A 16,841-nucleotide genomic window follows, 5' to 3' on the forward strand; every position below is an offset into this window, starting at 1 on the left:
CAGGATAAAATTCATTCCTTATACCGAAAAATTTATGATAATATGAGTTCATGAATAAAATATAATTAAATTAAGCTTATCAAACAATGCTACACCTAATTATACATTTTTTTGCACCTATATTCTATAGTGTTGTAGCTATGTTTTATTTGTTTATGATATAATGTGACTAATTTAAATATAGGGAGTGATTTCCATGGAAGAAATGGAATTAAGAATAATTAAAATAAATGTGGATGAAATAAAACATAAACTAAAAGAAATTAAAGCAATTAAAGTAAAAGAAGAATATCAAATCAATGATATATATGATTTTCCAGATAGAAGGCTATTAAATAATAAAGGTTATGCTAGAATTAGAATTGTTGAAGATAATTTAAATAAACTTACTGTTAATTACATAACTACAAAAAAACTTTTAAGTCAAAAAAAATATAAGGTTATGGAAGAGCATGAAACTACCATTGAGGATGCTACCCAAGGTGCTTCGATTTTTCAAACTCTTGGTTTAGAATTGGTTCAATCCATAAAAAAGCATAGAGAAAGTTATAAATATAAAAATTCCTTAGTTGAAATTGATATTAATGATGAAAACTTTTGTCCTTTTCCATATATAGAAATTGAATCAACTTCTGAGGAGGAAATAAAAGAAATTGTATCACTTCTTGGCTATACTATGGAGGATACAACTTCAAAAACTATTTTTGAAATTTTAAATCAGGAAGGAACAGTAAAGGGACTATAATGTTTGGATACGTAATGCCATGTAAAATGGAACTTAAAATTAGAGATTATGAGAAATTTAAGGCGTATTATTGTGGGTTATGCCTTTCCTTAAAAAACAACTTTGGTAATGTTTCTAGATTTGCACTTAATTATGATATGACTTTTTTAGGGGTACTTTTAGATTCTTTAGACAAAAATAAAAATTCCTATATAAATAGTGGATGTATTGCTCATCCTATAGGCAAAAGATTAAAAATTGTAGATAACAAGGCAATTGATTATGCTGCCTTTTGTAATACTTCTCTAATGTATTTTAAGCTTTTAGATGATTATGAAGATAATAACTCATTACATAGTAAACTACTTTCTCTTACCATTAAGAAATTTGTAAAAACTAGTGATATTAATTTAAAACCTTTAATAGATTATATGGAAAATAAGTTAAATGAGTTGTATACATTGGAAAAGTCACTGGAAAGCTTTAGTATCGATGAGATTAGCGACAAATTTGCTGATTTAACTGGCTTTATTATCTCCTATTATTATAAAGAGGAAGAATTTAAAGACGACCTTTATAATCTTGGTTATAGTCTAGGCCGTTGGATTTATATAATCGATGCTTATGATGATTTAGAAGAAGACATGAGAAAGAAAAAATTTAATGCCATTAATAAAGCATTTAATGAGGGAAATCTTCCTTATGAAGAGTTTGTCAGTTTAATTAGAGAACGAGTAGAGCTCAATTTAATACTTAGTGCTGACAGTTGCCTACGAGCTTTAGATAATTTACCATTGGCAAAAAATGAAGAATTATTATATAATATTCTACAATTAGGTTTAATGGAAAAAATGGAAAGAATTAAAATTAGGAGTGAAGAAAAAAATGAGAAATCCTTATGAAGTATTAGGAGTAAGACAAGGTGCATCTGAAGAGGAAATAAAAAGAGCTTATAGAGAACTAGTAAAAAAATACCACCCTGATAGGTACTCAGACAATCCATTACAGGATCTTGCTGAAGAAAAGCTTAGAGAAATTAATGAAGCTTATGATACATTAATGAAAAACTTCCAGGGCAGTGGTTCAGGCTATGGTGGTTATTCTTCTAACAACCAAGGTGGAAACTATGGTGAGGATGGCCCCTTCCAAGGAATTAGAATGGAAATTAATAGAGGAAATTTAAATGGTGCCGAAGCAAAGTTAAATGCTATTTCAAACCGTACTGGAGAATGGCATTTCTTAATGGGTATGATTCATTTTAGAAAAGGTTGGTTTGACAGTGCTCACAGATTCTTTAACACTGCTTGTAGCATGGATCCAAATAACTTTGAATTTAGACAAATGTTGAATGAACTTAACCAAAGACAAACATCTTACAGACAGAACTACTATGGAAGAAGAGGTGGAAATGACGATATGTGTAATATGTGCTTTAAAATTTGGGCCATTGATACCTGCTGCGAATGTATGGGTGGAGATTGCATATAATTTTTACAATATTGTAGTATATTAAATACTAACCCATTGATTTTTAAGAGTGCTTGCAAGAAGATTTAATTTGAATAATCATTTTACCTTTGATTAAGTAACTTATACTCATGGAAGCATTTAGAGTTTAATCTTCTAAAAAATTAAGAAATGATAAAAAATTATACAAAGGCATCTGAAATAAGATAAAAAGTAAAATGCACAGTGAAATTTAGCATTTTATCTGCTTTATTTCATGATGCCTTAGCTATATATTCATGAAAGGAATGGTAACATCTTGAATAATAAGTCTTCTTATATTGCTAAAGGTGGGCTTTTTGTTACTTTGTCAGTAATAGTACTTTATTTAACCACTATTTTGCAATTTAACACCCTGTTTATGTTGGGAGTGGCCTCTGCTATTATTCCTCTATGCCTTATCTCCACTAATTTAAATAATTCAATATTAGTTTTTGCTGCATCTTCTTTACTATGTTATTTTCTAGTTCCTGTAAAATCCATATGGGTGCTGTACACCTTTCTCTTTGGTCCCTATGGAATAGTTAAGTTTCTTTTGGAAAGACTAAGAAACGTACCTTTAGAAATTATTTTAAAACTACTTTATTTTAATTCACTAACTCTCTTAAATTTTTATATTTACAAAAGTTTTTTTGTACCAAATTTCACTTTAAATTATAATATAGTATTAATAATAATTGGGGCACAGTTTGCCTTTTACTTATTTGATTATGCCCTTACAGTTTTTATTAATTCCGTGAGAAAATATAGGTTTTAAATATCATTTATGGATAAATACCCTTTAAATATGAGAGATTAAAGCGAAAAATTCACTTATACATGGAAACTATTTTGTTTCCTTAAGATGTTTACTGACGAATAAAATAAATTTACATATTGCCAATACTCTAGCATTGACAATATGTAAATTTTAATCTATAATTTTAGTAACAATTTAACAAATTATCGCATTGATTAGGAGTAGTAATATTTTATTTATTTTCAGAGAGCTGCAGCTTGGTGTGATGCAGTATTAAATTGATATGAACTTGCCTCGGAGCTTACTTGCCAAAAGCAAGTACGGTTTAAACCGTTATATTTTTAAGTGAGATTCTATGAATCTAATTAGAGTGGTACCGCGGAACTATGGCTTTCGTCTCTTCATTGAGATGAAAGCCTTTATTTTTTTATATAGGAGGAAAAGATTATGGCAAAATACGGAACAGCTGTTGATAAAAAGTGGCAGCAAAAATGGGAAGAAACCAATCTTTATAAATTTGATGAAACTAATATGGATAAAAAGCTTTATGTGTTAGAAATGTTCTCTTATCCATCAGGAAGCCAGCTACATGCTGGGCATTGGTTTAATTACGGACCAGTTGATTCTTGGGCAAGAATGAAGAGAATGCAAGGATATAATGTATTCCAACCAATGGGATTTGATGCTTTTGGATTACCTGCTGAAAATTATGCAATTAAAACAGGAATTCATCCAAAGGATTCTACAGAAAAAAATATTGAAACTATGGAAAAACAATTAAAAGCTATGGGTGCCATGTTTCATTGGGATCATGAAGTAGTAACTTGTAGACCTGATTATTATAAATGGACACAATGGCTATTCTTGAAACTATTTGAAAAAGGTCTTGCTTATAGAAAGAATGCTCCTGTAAACTGGTGCCCTAGCTGTAATACAGTTTTAGCCAATGAGCAGGTATTGGATGGTGCCTGTGAAAGATGCAGCACTGAAGTTACAAAGAAAAACTTAACCCAATGGTTCTTAAAAATTACAGATTATGCAGATGAGTTGCTTGACATGATAGATACTCTTGATTGGCCAGAAAAAACTAAAGCAATGCAGAAACATTGGATTGGGAGATCTACTGGTTCAGAAGTAACTTTCAAGGTACAAAATAGTGATTTATCCTTTAATGTATTCACTACAAGAGTTGATACCCTATTTGGAGTTACCTATGTAGTTTTAGCTCCTGAGAATGATTTAGTTGATAAGTTAACTTGTGAAGAAAATAAAGCTGCAGTAGACGAATATAGAGAGGCTGCTAAAAAGCAATCTGAAATTGAAAGGCAATCTATTACAAGAGAAAAAACTGGTGTATTCACTGGGTCTTATGCAATAAATCCAATAAACGGAAGACAGGTTCCTATTTGGATTGGAGATTATGTTTTAAACACTTACGGAACTGGTGCTGTTATGGCTGTTCCTGCTCATGATGAAAGAGATTTTACCTTTGCTAAAAAATACAACCTACCAATTGAAAGAGTTATAGAAGGCGGGGAAGAACTTCCCTTCACTGAGTATGGCCCAATGGTTAATAGCGGTGAATTTAATGGCCTTGAAGGTGATAATGGAAAAGAGGCAGTTATTTCAAAATTAGAATCTATTGAACTAGGTGCAAAAAAGGTTAATTACAGACTACGTGATTGGCTAGTCTCTAGACAAAGATACTGGGGTGCTCCAATTCCTGTGGTTCATTGTGAAAAATGCGGTATTGTCGCTGTACCTGAGTCTCAACTTCCTGTGGAACTACCTTATAATGTTGAATTTGCACCAGATGGAAAATCCCCTCTTGCAAAATCTGAGGAATTTATCAATACTACTTGCCCAACCTGTGGAGGACCAGCTCACAGAGATGCAGATACTCTTGATACTTTTGTTTGCTCATCCTTCTACTATCTAAGATATGCAGACAATAAGAATTCGGAGAAGGCCTTTGATACGGAGCTTATCAACAAAATGCTTCCTGTAGATAAATATGTTGGTGGCCCTGAACATGCTTGTATGCATTTACTTTATGCAAGATTTATTACTAAAGCCCTAAGAGATATGGGTTATGTAAACTTCGACGAGCCTTTCCTATCTCTAACACACCAAGGCTTAATTTTAGGACCAGATGGACAAAAGATGAGTAAATCTAAGGGAAATACTATTTCTCCTGACGATTACATTAAAGAATTTGGTGCAGACGTATTTAGAATGTATCTAATGTTTGGCTTTGGCTACACTGATGGCGGTGCTTGGAGTGATGATGGTCTAAGAGCTATTGCTAGATTTGTTGACAGAATTGAAAGAACCGTTGAGAATAGCATAGCAGAAACTTCAAATGCTAAAAATAATAAAACTACAATTGATGCACAAGAAAAAGAGTTGAATTACTGGAGACATTTTGCAATTAAAGGTGTTACAGAGGATGCTGAAAAGCTTCAATTTAACACTGCTATTGCTAGACTTATGGAGCTTACAAATGCTCTTTCAAAATATCTTAATGAAGAAAATAAAAATTCAAGTTTCTTAAAAGAAGTACTAGTAGATTATATAAAGCTTCTTGCTCCATTCGCACCTCACTTTAGTGAAGAGCAATGGGAAGCCCTTAAAATGAACTTTTCAGTATTTAATGAGCAGTGGCCGGTTTTTAACCCTTCTGCCTTAATTAAAGATGAAGTTGAAATTGCTATTCAAGTAAATGGAAAAATCAAAGCTAAAATTGATGTTTCAACTTCTTTAGATGAAGAAGGTATCAAAGCAGCATCTTTAGAAAATGAAACAATTAGAGCTTCTCTTGAAGGAAAAACTGTAAGAAAAGTTATTGTAATAAAAGGAAGACTAGTTAATATAGTTGCTAACTAAATTTAAAGGTGAAGTTATGAATTATCATAACTTCACCTTTTTAAACTACTCCAATTGGATTTTCAATTTTAAACTTCATTATTTTTAATAAGTCACTTAATTCTTATACTTTTTACGTACTTGAGGTAGATAATATTCACGCAGAATTCCTTCATTTATTTAAACTTCTTTAATTTACAGTTTATACCTCTCCAAAACCCTCTTTGTTGCTTCAAGAAGGCTTGTTAGTTCAAATACTTCCCCTACCTCTAACAGTTTGTTTAATTGCTCAGTAAATCTAGAAGCTTCTGCAATTTTTCCTAAAGAAGATAAGGTTAAAATATTTTCCATTATATTAGTAACTAAAGAAGATTTAACCTCAAAGAGCTTTTGAGCATCCTTAATTTCATCCTTAATTGTTAACATCTGTTGATCTAGTTGGAAGGCCGCATCTGCCGCATTTTTAAGCTTTCCTCTCACATCAGATGGTATATTATGCTTATACTTATAGTTCAGCGAATGTTCTACTGTAGCCCAAAAATTCATTGCTAGAGTTCTTATTTGAAATTCAGCCAAAACCTCTGTAATTCCATCTGCCATATAAACAGGGTACTTAATAATCATATGATAGCTTCTATACCCACTAGGCTTAACATTGGTAACATAATCCTTTTCATATATTATTTGCATATCCTTCCTTTGTCTAATAAGATCTACTACCTTATCTATATCATCAACAAATTGACACATAACCCTTAAGCCTGCAATGTCCTCCATCTCGAAGTGAATTCTATCTATAGGTATATTAAACTTATTTGCTTTTTCCAATATACTTGAAACTTCCTTTACTCTCCCTGTAACGAATTCTATAGGTGAATATTCATTTTTCCTTCTTAATTCTCTTCTAATACTTCTGAACTTAACTTTTAACTCTTCCACTGCTTGTTCATAGGGAATTAAAAACTTTTTCCACTCAATAATAGCCATAAACTTCATTCCTTTGCCAACTAATACTTGTAGGTCATCAAACTATAATCTTAACGAACCTACTCTCATCATTCCCTTAAGAATAAAATACTTCCCTATCAGGGGTGTTTAATTGGGTTTATTAAAATTAAAATACATTAAATATTATATCACAATATTTATGATAAAAAGCAAGGTTATATATTTTTCTTTATTGCTTTATAGTTATACTATCTGCATTTAAGTATTATAAACGAAAAATATAATCAATTTTTGCATATATTATTAACTTTTTCCTAGTTATTACGATAATTAATAGTATAATAAATTTAGTAATCATAAATTTCATTTGTTTCATGTAAAAAAATATAGTGAAAATTAACTATTTATTTTATATATAAATTTTATTACGCTATTATAGGAGGATTTTATGAGTGAAATTTTTTCCGGCCTTGAAAAACTAGGCTTTAAAGAAACAGACATTGATGATATATATGGAACAAGTAAAGAAAAACAACCTAAAGTGGCAAATTCAGTTGCAGAAAAAAATCTTATATACCTTACTTCAGTAACTTGTCCTGTATGTGGAAATACCTTTAAGGAAAAAGCAGTTAAGTCCTTTAGTTTTAAAATTGCCTCAAAGGACACAGATTTATTTATAAGATATGATATTATTAATCCTTATTTTTATGACGTATGGATTTGTAACAAATGTGGATACTCTGCATTAAAGGCAGATTTCAATAAGGTATGGGAGGGTGAAATTAAACTTATTTTAGAAAAAGTAACCCCTAAGTTTAAACCTAAAGAATACCCTGAATTTCATGATTTAGACATAGCCATAGAAAGATACAAGTTGGCTTTAATTAATGCTGTGTATATGGAATCAAAATGGAGCAAAAAAGCTATTATTTGCCTAAAACTTGCATGGATGCATAGGCTTATGAGTTCAGATTACGGAAAGGAAATGGAGCGTACCTTTCTAAAGGAAGCAGTAAAAGGCTTAGAAGAAGCTTATATGAAGGAGTCCTTTCCAATCTATGGCATGGACAATTTTACAACCATGTATCTTATAGGAGAAATCCATAGAAGACTTTCAAATTACTCGGTGGCCCTAAATTGGTTTAGTAATGTAATCACATCCAAAGGGGTAAAGCCCAACTTGAAAGAATTAGCAAGAACTCAAAAAGATTTAATTAAAGAAGAAATGTTACTAATGAAAAAAATGGAAATCAACGGTGAGCTCCTTACTTCTCAAAACCTAGACTTACACAACCACAATGAAGAGGAACAAGAAAATATTAAGGAAACACACCCTAGAAAGTCTTTTTTTAATATTTTTAAATAACTATAAATTTTATATTACACTTATAATTTTAACATCTAATCACATGCATTGATTTAATTATAGTGGATATTTATAGAGTACTATCGTAAATAATCCTATAGTTATGGACTAAAAAAGGACTACTAAGATAGTCCTTTTTTAGTCCATAATTTTTTTAGGGCTAAAATCAATATAATCACAAGAGGTAAGTATGTACTCTACTCCATCTTTAATCCCTTCAAATACATTGTTTAGCCCATAGCCATGAAGGTGTCCATAAATAACTTTCTCCACACCGTATGTTTTAAATATATCAATAAATCCAGTATCCTGAAAACTCTCATTAGTTGGAGGATAGTGAATCATAACAATAAATTTACTATACCCCGCTTTCTTTGCCATATTTAAAGATAACGAAAGTCTTATTAGCTCCCTATCATAAACTTTCTTATCATGACTTGTAAATTTTGAAGCACTTGGTGTAATCCATCCTCTTGTGCCACATATAGCATAATTTTCATAAGCAAAAAAGTTATTCTGAATGAAATTCATATCCTCATACATACTATTTAACTTAGTTATACTAGTCCACCAATAATCATGATTCCCTTTAACAAAAATTTTCCTCCCAGGTAACTGGTGAATAAAATTTAAATCTTCTCTTCCATCTTCCATCCTCATAGACCAAGAAATATCTCCTGCAACTAAAATCGTATCCTCTTCTTTTACTATATTGTTCCAGTTTTCTTGAATTCTTTCATGATGTTTATACCATTTATCTCCAAAAACATCCATTGGCTTATTTCCAGTGGATGCTAAGTGAAGATCTGATATTGCATAAAGTGCCATATAATATCACCTACTTTTCAACTTATTATCTACATCCATTACATAAGCTATAACCTTTGCAACAATATCATAAAGTTCATAGGGTATTTCATCTCCTACATCTACTTTAGTAAGCATTTCTGTTAACTCTTTATTATATACAATCGGAACTTTATTCTCTTCTGCAGTTTCAATAATCTTATCCGCAACTCTTCCCATACCTGCAGCCGTAACCCTAGGTGCATGGCTATTAAAATCATATTTTAGCGCAGCTGCTTTTTTCCTTTCATCCATTAAACCACTCCTAATAAAAATTAGCTTTTAATATTTCTTTTATTTAACAAGGATGCACTGATTTTAAAAAATACTTTATAAAATTGTTAGTATATTCTTATACTTATACAATAGCATTGATAGCTGTGAAATCTTCATCCGAGAAAAACTCTCTGCAATTGCCTAAAGAAAACATCTCCTTTTTTTCTTCCACTGAAACATTAAAAACACGCTTATTATGTCCTAAATCACATAAAAGTTTATCTTTAAGCATATCTAAAAGTTTAACAAAACCCCTATCTGCCTCTATTTTAACAGATACACTGTTGTTTAAGACCGTTATATAAGCATCTACAGTATTCATATTAACTGTACTTATACTTGTGGCTATTTTAATATTTTTAGAATCTACTTTTTTGCCACTATCTCTTTCATCCTTAATTACTAATTTACAGTCATATTCATCACTTCTAATATTCATTGGAATATTTAAATAGTAATAATCATTATTTAGAGTATTAAACATCTTAAACTCTTGAAATTTACCTTCTAAATTTTGAAAAATTTTATTTGCGATTGAACTATTTTCTTCTGTAAACTTTAAAAGATCTAATAGTGTAGTTTTTAACATACTTAGCTTATCTTTTATTTCTTCTTTAACTAGAGTTTCAGTAGCTAGTAGGTTCTTTTGATCTGATGCATGAATTTTTGCTTTAGTTGATAATATTTCAGCATCTTTATTATTTAAATCTACATTTTTAATTATATCTTCATTATTAGTATCGAGTGATAAGTAACCTACTTTAGATGCATCTTTTCCTTCATTTATAGCAGCTTTATCATTGTTATTAATTAAAGTATTAGTACTACTTTTTTTTTCCTCACAACCTACATTTATATTTTTAACCAATTGATTGCTATTTAAATCTAAATCATCACCATTTACTTTTAACTCAGCATTTTTATTAACTTCACTACCTCTAATTATATTGCTATCTGTAGTAGTGCTATTATTTATTATTTTATCATTTATATTTACTCCTAAATTCACTTCTTTACTCATATCGCTAAATTGTCCAACTATTGTCTTAATTTGTTCTATCTCTTTAAATACATCCATTTCTGGTGAAATAATTTTATTAAACGCTTTTATATTTTCTTTAGTTAATAAAATGTCACTTTCTTTAAGCATTAAAATTCCTGTTAAATCTAATTTTTTTGCTTCAGAGAAAAAACCCTTTAATATATCTTTTATATCTTGTCCCTTTGAGCTACTTGCATTTATATCTTTTGAACTTAGATACTTATCAATAAATATATTCTCATCTTCCGGTGATGAATTAATTTTATTAATGAACTCTGAAAAGGCCTTAATCTCTTTAAAATTTTCTTCATTCACTGGAACATTAAACTTTATCATGTTTTTTAGAATTTCTAAATCTTCTTTATCAACAGCAAATTTAACTCTACCAATTAGATCATCTAACAAGTTATCTTGATTATATTCCTTTTGATCACTTATATTATCAGATATTTTTTCCTGTATTGTTATATTTAATTTTCCGTCCTGAAAGCTATCTACTAAAAACTTTAGTAGATAATTATCTAAAGGTCCATTAAAAGCCCCTTCTACCTTTGCTGGAAAGGTCCTCCCATCTATCATCCTTAATAGTACTTCAGAAGTATTTCCATCTAACTTAAGAACTCTTGCAACAAAACTATCACCCTTTTTAAAAGTTAGCTTGTTAAAATCTTGTTTTGTGCTCAAGTTTTGCACCATATTAATTTTCCAAATTCCAGACATATTATCACTTCCCCCTCCTTTAGTATAATATATTCGCATTGAACTTCAAAGTAAATTTTTACTTAAATATAAAACTGTAGTTTCCATTATTATTACAATAATTACAACTGGAGGGAAAACTTATATCTATTATGCTATATACTCTCTTTCAAAAATAATTTTTCTTACCAGTTGTACAGTTTAGAATGAACTACCTTCAAACGCGTAGTTTTTACTAGTTAATTAATGAGAAACTCATTTATCCAATAATTTTCAAAGCTTACTTGACCCCAAATTAAACACATCTTTAGTAGTATGGCACTATAGAAAAAGGATGAAATAATCATCCTTAGAAAGTGTTTTTATACTTTTCAACGTTGCTCCATTTATAAATATCCTAATAAAGCTGAAAAAGGATAAACAATCTTTTCCAGCTTAGCTAAAAACAAATTTATTCAACAATTAGTTTGTAAAACTTCTTCTTCCCACGTTTAATTAGTGCAGCCCCATCTACTATGAAACTTTCATTAAATAAAGCATTAACATCAGAAATTTTTTCTTCATTAATAGTTAATCCACCTTGTTGAATAAGTCTTCTTCCCTCAGCCTTTGATGGAACAATTTCAGTTTGAACTAAAATATCTAGAATGTTAGTGTTTTTCATATCTTGTGAAATAGAAACAGTAGGCACTGTACTCATATCCACACCTTTTCCAAATAGAGCTTCTGCTGCCTTTTTAGACTTTTCTGCTTCTTCTTCACCATGAACAAGCTTAGTAACCTCATAAGCTAATACTGTTTTAGCTTCATTTATTGCTGCGTCTTTTAAAGTTCCTAATCTTCTAACCTCATCCATCGGTAGGAAAGTAAGAAGAGCTAAGCATTTCTCTACATCTGCATCATCGATATTTCTCCAGTATTGGAAGAAATCATATGGAGTTGTTTTTTCTGCATCAAGCCAAACAGCACCACTTGCTGTTTTACCCATTTTCTTTCCTTCACTATTAGTCAAAAGCGCACAAGTCATACCATAAGCAGGCTTACTTTCTTTTCTTCTTATCAGTTCCATACCTGCTAATATATTTGACCATTGGTCATCTCCACCTAGTTCCATGGTACATCCATACTTTTGATTAAGAACTAAGAAATCATATCCCTGCATTAACATATAGTTAAACTCTAAAAAGGATAGGCCTTTCTCTAATCTTTGTTTAAAACATTCTGCTGTAAGCATTCTATTTACAGAAAAGTGAATACCTATATCTCTTATAAAATCTACATAGTTAAGATCTAAGAGCCAGTCAGCATTGTTGGCTAGTATTGCTTTATCATCACTAAAATCAATTAATCTTGATAATTGCATTTTGATACAAGAAATATTATGGTCAATTTCTTCCTTTGATAGCATTTGTCTCATATCAGTTCTTCCTGAGGGGTCTCCAATCATAGCAGTTCCACCACCAACTAAAGCTATTGGTCTGTGACCAGCTCTTTGCATATGTGCCATAAACATCATAGCTATAAAATGTCCTACATGAAGACTGTCTGCTGTAGGGTCAAAACCTATATAAAAAGTAACCTTCTCCTTACCTAAAATTTCTTTCATTTCCTCTTCATGAGTTAATTGCTTTAAAAAACCACGTTCTTTTAATACATCATAAACATTAATATTACTCATATTTCTTCCTCCTATGACTTTATTTCTTCTGTTAATTAATACAAATTTTCTTTTAACTAAGGGTTAACATTGTCTTAATTATATATTTTAGTATATACAAAATTTTGCAACTCTAATTATTATGGTAATTTTTAAGAAACCCCATTTTAAAAGTTATACTCTAATGTTAAAGTGATTTCTCTATAATACTGTATAAAATATCTGCAGATATATAATTAGCATTAAATTTAAAAATCCCTAGTGTATAAAACACTAGGGACGAATTTTTCCGTGGTACCACCCAAATTTGATAAATAAATATCATCTCTTTCCTTAATAACGTCAGGAACCCGTCTCAGCTTACTATGATTTCAGCCTAAAGCTCTGGAATGTATTTCATCATGTTCCTCAACTGATTTGCACCAACCATCAGCTCTCTGAATGATTTCCATAATTACTTCTTTCCTTCATCACTTTTAACTAATTTTAAGTTACATATATAATACTATTATCTTAATTAAATTACAAGTATAAATTAATAATTTGGCGCTAAGCTACATATTTTTTTATTTCCTCAGGAATTTCTCTTTCACTACAGTTTATATTTATATAAAAGTTTACATGAAATTTATCAACTAAATATTCTAATTTAGATAATAAAAGTACCATATCTTCATTTGACTTACAGATATCATTTAAAATGCCATCAATAAAAATAGCCTCGATATCATAGTCTTTTGAAATAATACCGCACATAAAACCATAAAAATCTTTGTAATTGTGGATTTTAAAATCTTGTGAACAAATAAACCTTATATTTCTATCGACTTCAAGCATAACCCTTGTGTCATCATCAATATAAACCAAGTTTCCTTTTGCTTCTTCGGTTTTTAAATTAGCTAAATTAACTAGAGCTTTTGTTTTTCCAGATCCTCTTTCTTTACAAAATACATGAATCATCTTAAACGCCCCCAAACTATTTTATTACTTATAATAATAATATTTATCAATACTATTAAATATTATCATTTAGTTAATATTTTATAAGTTTATTAATTGATGCTAATAAATTAAAGCTAGACTTTCAAAGATTAACATACCTCCATTTTAAATAGTAGATCATAACTTCATTATATAATATTCAGAATATTTTTACAATGCTATCAGGAAATTATTTTAATCCCTGGGAAAATTACCTTAAACACATTTTCATCTAGAGAATTAATAAATTTAATTCTACCAATATTTTTAAAACCTCTTTTCATTATTGAAAAACCAGGAGATGTCTTTAAATATCTTTTTTTATCATCTAAAGCAATAAGCTTATCATATATCCACATATTTCTCTTAATATAGCTATGATTTTTATCATTGTTATTAAAAATCATAGCGCCAGGGCTTGACACAATGACACTATTTTCGCTTATAACAATTTCAATAACCTTTCCGTGTAAACTATAATCTCGATAAAGTATTGCATTATTAACTGCCTCACAAATGCTATTTACCGGATAGCTAGCAGGTAAAATAGTTTTTAGTATATTTTCACATGAGTCAAGTAAACTTAATAAACTTCCTTGAAGTATAGTTACATTATTATTAGGTCCTTTAATTTTATTAATTACCTTAACCATGTTATGGGGTAAAAACAAATTATTAATATCAGAAAAAACTAAAAGTCCTCCAAGGGTGACCATTCTCGCTCCACTATCCTTATCCACATAAGTTATAGCAGCAGCATCCATAAACTCAATTCTATTTTCATTATTTATTTCCATACCTTTTGAAGTAAAGTATTTATCAATAATACTATAGTTTAATACTTTTGTACTACTATTTATAATGGGTGATACTTCAATATTAAAGCTTAAGCCCTCTGATAGATAACTTACTACTTCTTCTTTTTTCATAGTGTCAGTAGTTGATCCTCTTCTAATGTAAAAAGCTCCATTATCTCTTATTTGATACGGCTTTTGAGTTCCTGCAAAAATAGATATAATACCAAGTGTTTTCCCTCCATATTTAACCCATTCAAAAGCTACAGGGATTGGCGGTACACATCTAGAGCTTATTACTTGTTGAATATACTCCTCACTTAAATCCTCATCTTCTATTCCAACAACTTCCTTAGTTTTATCCTCAACACCAATAATTATATATCCTCTTCCACCTCTAGAGTTTGCAATTGCACAAACATCCTTGGCTAGCTCCTTCTTACCACTATCGGTATAAATATCTATTTTACGCTTAAAATCTAATTTTGTACTTTCTTCTTTTTTAAGCAGGTTTTTAATTTTTCGTAAGTCCATAAATATTCTCCTCTAGCGCTTTATACTATATTATGCTGCTATAAAATTATGTTTCCTTTTAAGTAGTTATTACAGTAATATTATACCATATTTCAAAAAAATCCTATTGTTTTCTTACAAAAATATGGTATAATAATATTAGAGTTAAAACTCTAGAAATAAGATTAATTAACAGGCAATTATCCCCTCCTTTAGTCAAGGTAGTTTTTGTGATAGTGTTCCTAGTTTAATTAGTCCTTAGATTAAAAGGAGGTCATTATAATGGCAGATAGAAACATTACATGTAAAGATTGTGGAAAAGAATTTGTATTCACTGAAGGCGAGCAAGCTTTCTACAAAGAAAAAGGATTTGAAAATGATCCAGTAAGATGCCCAGAGTGCAGAAAATCAAGAAAAGCATCAAGAAACAACGGATTCAACAATAAAAGATAATAATTTATAGTTGAAATTGAGCATTTCTCTTAAATAGAAATGCTCTTTTATTTTTCTATTAATGGTCATAAAACAGAATACAGTGAAATAACTTATTAATAAATCTATAATTCTTCTCTTTTATAAGTAAGCATAAGAAGTTTAATTGCCGCCTTACCGAGCCTGTAATTTTTATAAGCACTTTTGCTTTTTTAATTCAAATTATTAGTTATATTTTTCAAGTAAAGAATGCATTATAATCTCAAAGTTTTAACCAAATCTCTTGCAGTAAAAAACAAATTCACACATAAATAGAAAAACCTTATAGAGTAAAATCAAATAAATTTTTCCCTATAAGGTTGGTTTTTTATTTATAACTTTTAACAACTTGCCTTGTAATAATTCAATTTTATAACTTCAAAACTTTCTTTAATGGTGGTGCTAGAGGTAAAGCAATAACAATTCCAGCTAGAACTTGCAATCCATTGAACGCTACATTTTCTAATGAAAGTGCAAAAGCAGCAATCATATTTGGTGCACCATATACAAAACGGTTTAATATCCCTCCTGCTATAAAATATCCTACTATCATAAATATTCCTGCTACAATAAAAGCAAAAAGATTATTTATAAAGTTTTTACCTTCATACCCTTTTCTGTAAGCTATACTTCCAGCAATATATGCCATAGCGCCTTTGATAACTAAGGTAAAAGGAGCCCAAATTATATAAGGCGAAAGTACGTCAAACAATGTCATTCCTATGGCTGAAGCTATTGCTCCTTTCTTCTTACCTAAAAGAAGTGCCGATAAGAAAACTACCGCATCGCCTAAATGAAGTACAGCATTACTTCCCACTGGAATTGCTATCATCCTAGTTGCTACATAAACTAATGAAGCCATTAATCCCACTTGAATCAAACTTAAAATGTCGCTAGAAGAACTATTATTCACTGATAATTTATTTTGTTTCTCCATAGTCTTCCCCCTCCTTAAAATATAGTTTATTTGAATTTATATTTGATTTTGATTTCAATACTTTTTCCATTTAAATGAAGTTAGTATTTCAAAATAAAACAAAGCAATAATTAACTTTTATATTATTACTCCATTACTTCCCAAAATGATTTTGACTATGAATAAAATACACTTTCAACTTTTAAGTATAATGAAACAAATGTACTTATGTCATAATTAGAGTCACTAATTGTATTGATACAATTATATGTAATCTCTGTATTTCCATCTGTATTATATAACAATTTTCAATAAAATCAACTACTTTTATCAAGAATTGTAAAAATCTTAGGACAAAGGTATTTTATGCTTTTAATCAATAAAAAAAAAGGCTGAAGTACTTGAGGGCACTGAAAAACATCTTGTTTTTCAGTGTTCTGCCTTTTAGATAATAAAAAAGACATGAGTATAATCCATTTTATGGTACATACTCATGTC

The 16,841-nt window shown here is 29.8% G+C and carries 14 protein-coding genes and 2 other annotated features; of the genes, 6 read left to right on the top strand and 8 right to left on the bottom strand.

Going from position 1 to position 16,841, the window contains the following annotated elements:
- The first annotated feature begins 196 nt into the window (after positions 1-196).
- From J2Z44_RS10360 to leuS, 4 genes are all read left to right on the top strand, one after another.
- Positions 197-745 (top strand): class IV adenylate cyclase, encoded by a 549-nt coding sequence (locus J2Z44_RS10360; protein WP_021282855.1) that lies wholly within the window; start codon positions 197-199, stop codon positions 743-745.
- Entirely contained in the window at positions 745-1,626 is an 882-nt protein-coding gene (locus tag J2Z44_RS10365; protein ID WP_021282856.1) for a DUF5685 family protein, read from the top strand. The genes J2Z44_RS10360 and J2Z44_RS10365 overlap by 1 nt, the downstream gene beginning before the upstream one ends.
- A complete protein-coding gene (locus J2Z44_RS10370; protein WP_021282857.1) occupies positions 1,610-2,212 on the top strand; it encodes a J domain-containing protein in 603 nt (200 codons plus the stop codon). The genes J2Z44_RS10365 and J2Z44_RS10370 overlap by 17 nt, the downstream gene beginning before the upstream one ends.
- Before the next feature lie 959 nt (positions 2,213-3,171).
- Positions 3,172-3,373, top strand: a binding site (T-box leader).
- Between the two features lie 43 nt (positions 3,374-3,416).
- Positions 3,417-5,855, top strand: a complete 2,439-nt coding sequence (gene leuS, locus J2Z44_RS10375) for a leucine--tRNA ligase (RefSeq protein ID WP_021282859.1) — start codon at positions 3,417-3,419, stop codon at positions 5,853-5,855.
- 174 nt (positions 5,856-6,029) lie between these two features.
- Here leuS and yjbM read toward each other — a convergent pair whose 3' ends face one another.
- On the bottom strand, positions 6,030-6,821 hold the full coding sequence (gene yjbM, locus J2Z44_RS10380; protein ID WP_021282860.1) for a GTP diphosphokinase: 792 nt from the start codon (positions 6,819-6,821) through the stop codon (positions 6,030-6,032).
- 409 nt (positions 6,822-7,230) lie between these two features.
- On the opposite strand from yjbM, the gene J2Z44_RS10385 reads away from it, so the two are divergent.
- On the top strand, positions 7,231-8,148 hold the full coding sequence (locus J2Z44_RS10385) for a DUF2225 domain-containing protein (protein WP_021282861.1): 918 nt from the start codon (positions 7,231-7,233) through the stop codon (positions 8,146-8,148).
- Between the two features lie 138 nt (positions 8,149-8,286).
- Here J2Z44_RS10385 and J2Z44_RS10390 read toward each other — a convergent pair whose 3' ends face one another.
- The 6 genes from J2Z44_RS10390 to J2Z44_RS10415 all read right to left on the bottom strand — a co-directional run bounded on the left by J2Z44_RS10390 (position 8,287) and on the right by J2Z44_RS10415 (position 14,977).
- Positions 8,287-8,976 carry a metallophosphoesterase gene (locus tag J2Z44_RS10390; protein WP_209649550.1) on the bottom strand — a complete coding sequence of 230 codons (690 nt, stop codon included), beginning with the start codon at positions 8,974-8,976 and terminating at the stop codon, positions 8,287-8,289.
- Positions 8,977-8,982: 6 nt separating this feature from the next.
- Positions 8,983-9,249: an EscU/YscU/HrcU family type III secretion system export apparatus switch protein gene (locus J2Z44_RS10395; RefSeq protein WP_021282863.1), complete on the bottom strand. Its 267-nt coding sequence runs from the start codon at positions 9,247-9,249 to the stop codon at positions 8,983-8,985.
- 103 nt (positions 9,250-9,352) lie between these two features.
- Positions 9,353-11,032 (bottom strand): hypothetical protein, encoded by a 1,680-nt coding sequence (locus J2Z44_RS10400; protein WP_021282864.1) that lies wholly within the window; start codon positions 11,030-11,032, stop codon positions 9,353-9,355.
- Positions 11,033-11,462: 430 nt separating this feature from the next.
- On the bottom strand, positions 11,463-12,689 hold the full coding sequence (tyrS, locus tag J2Z44_RS10405; RefSeq protein ID WP_021282865.1) for a tyrosine--tRNA ligase: 1,227 nt from the start codon (positions 12,687-12,689) through the stop codon (positions 11,463-11,465).
- 251 nt (positions 12,690-12,940) lie between these two features.
- Positions 12,941-13,148, bottom strand: a binding site (T-box leader).
- Positions 13,149-13,217: 69 nt separating this feature from the next.
- Positions 13,218-13,628, bottom strand: a complete 411-nt coding sequence (locus J2Z44_RS10410) for a hypothetical protein (protein WP_209649551.1) — start codon at positions 13,626-13,628, stop codon at positions 13,218-13,220.
- 203 nt (positions 13,629-13,831) lie between these two features.
- The gene (locus tag J2Z44_RS10415; RefSeq protein WP_021282867.1) at positions 13,832-14,977 is read right to left on the bottom strand and encodes an AlbA family DNA-binding domain-containing protein; all 1,146 of its coding nucleotides are present in this window, start codon (positions 14,975-14,977) and stop codon (positions 13,832-13,834) included.
- Between the two features lie 261 nt (positions 14,978-15,238).
- On the opposite strand from J2Z44_RS10415, the gene J2Z44_RS10420 reads away from it, so the two are divergent.
- Positions 15,239-15,409, top strand: a complete 171-nt coding sequence (locus J2Z44_RS10420; protein WP_021282868.1) for a zinc-ribbon domain-containing protein — start codon at positions 15,239-15,241, stop codon at positions 15,407-15,409.
- 388 nt (positions 15,410-15,797) lie between these two features.
- Here the strand turns inward: J2Z44_RS10420 and J2Z44_RS10425 are convergent, their stop codons facing one another.
- Positions 15,798-16,364, bottom strand: a complete 567-nt coding sequence (locus J2Z44_RS10425) for an ECF transporter S component (protein WP_021282869.1) — start codon at positions 16,362-16,364, stop codon at positions 15,798-15,800.
- Between the last annotated feature and the right edge of the window lie 477 nt (positions 16,365-16,841).

The organism is Clostridium punense (assembly GCF_017874425.1).
Lineage (GTDB): Bacteria > Bacillota > Clostridia > Clostridiales > Clostridiaceae > Clostridium_J > Clostridium_J punense.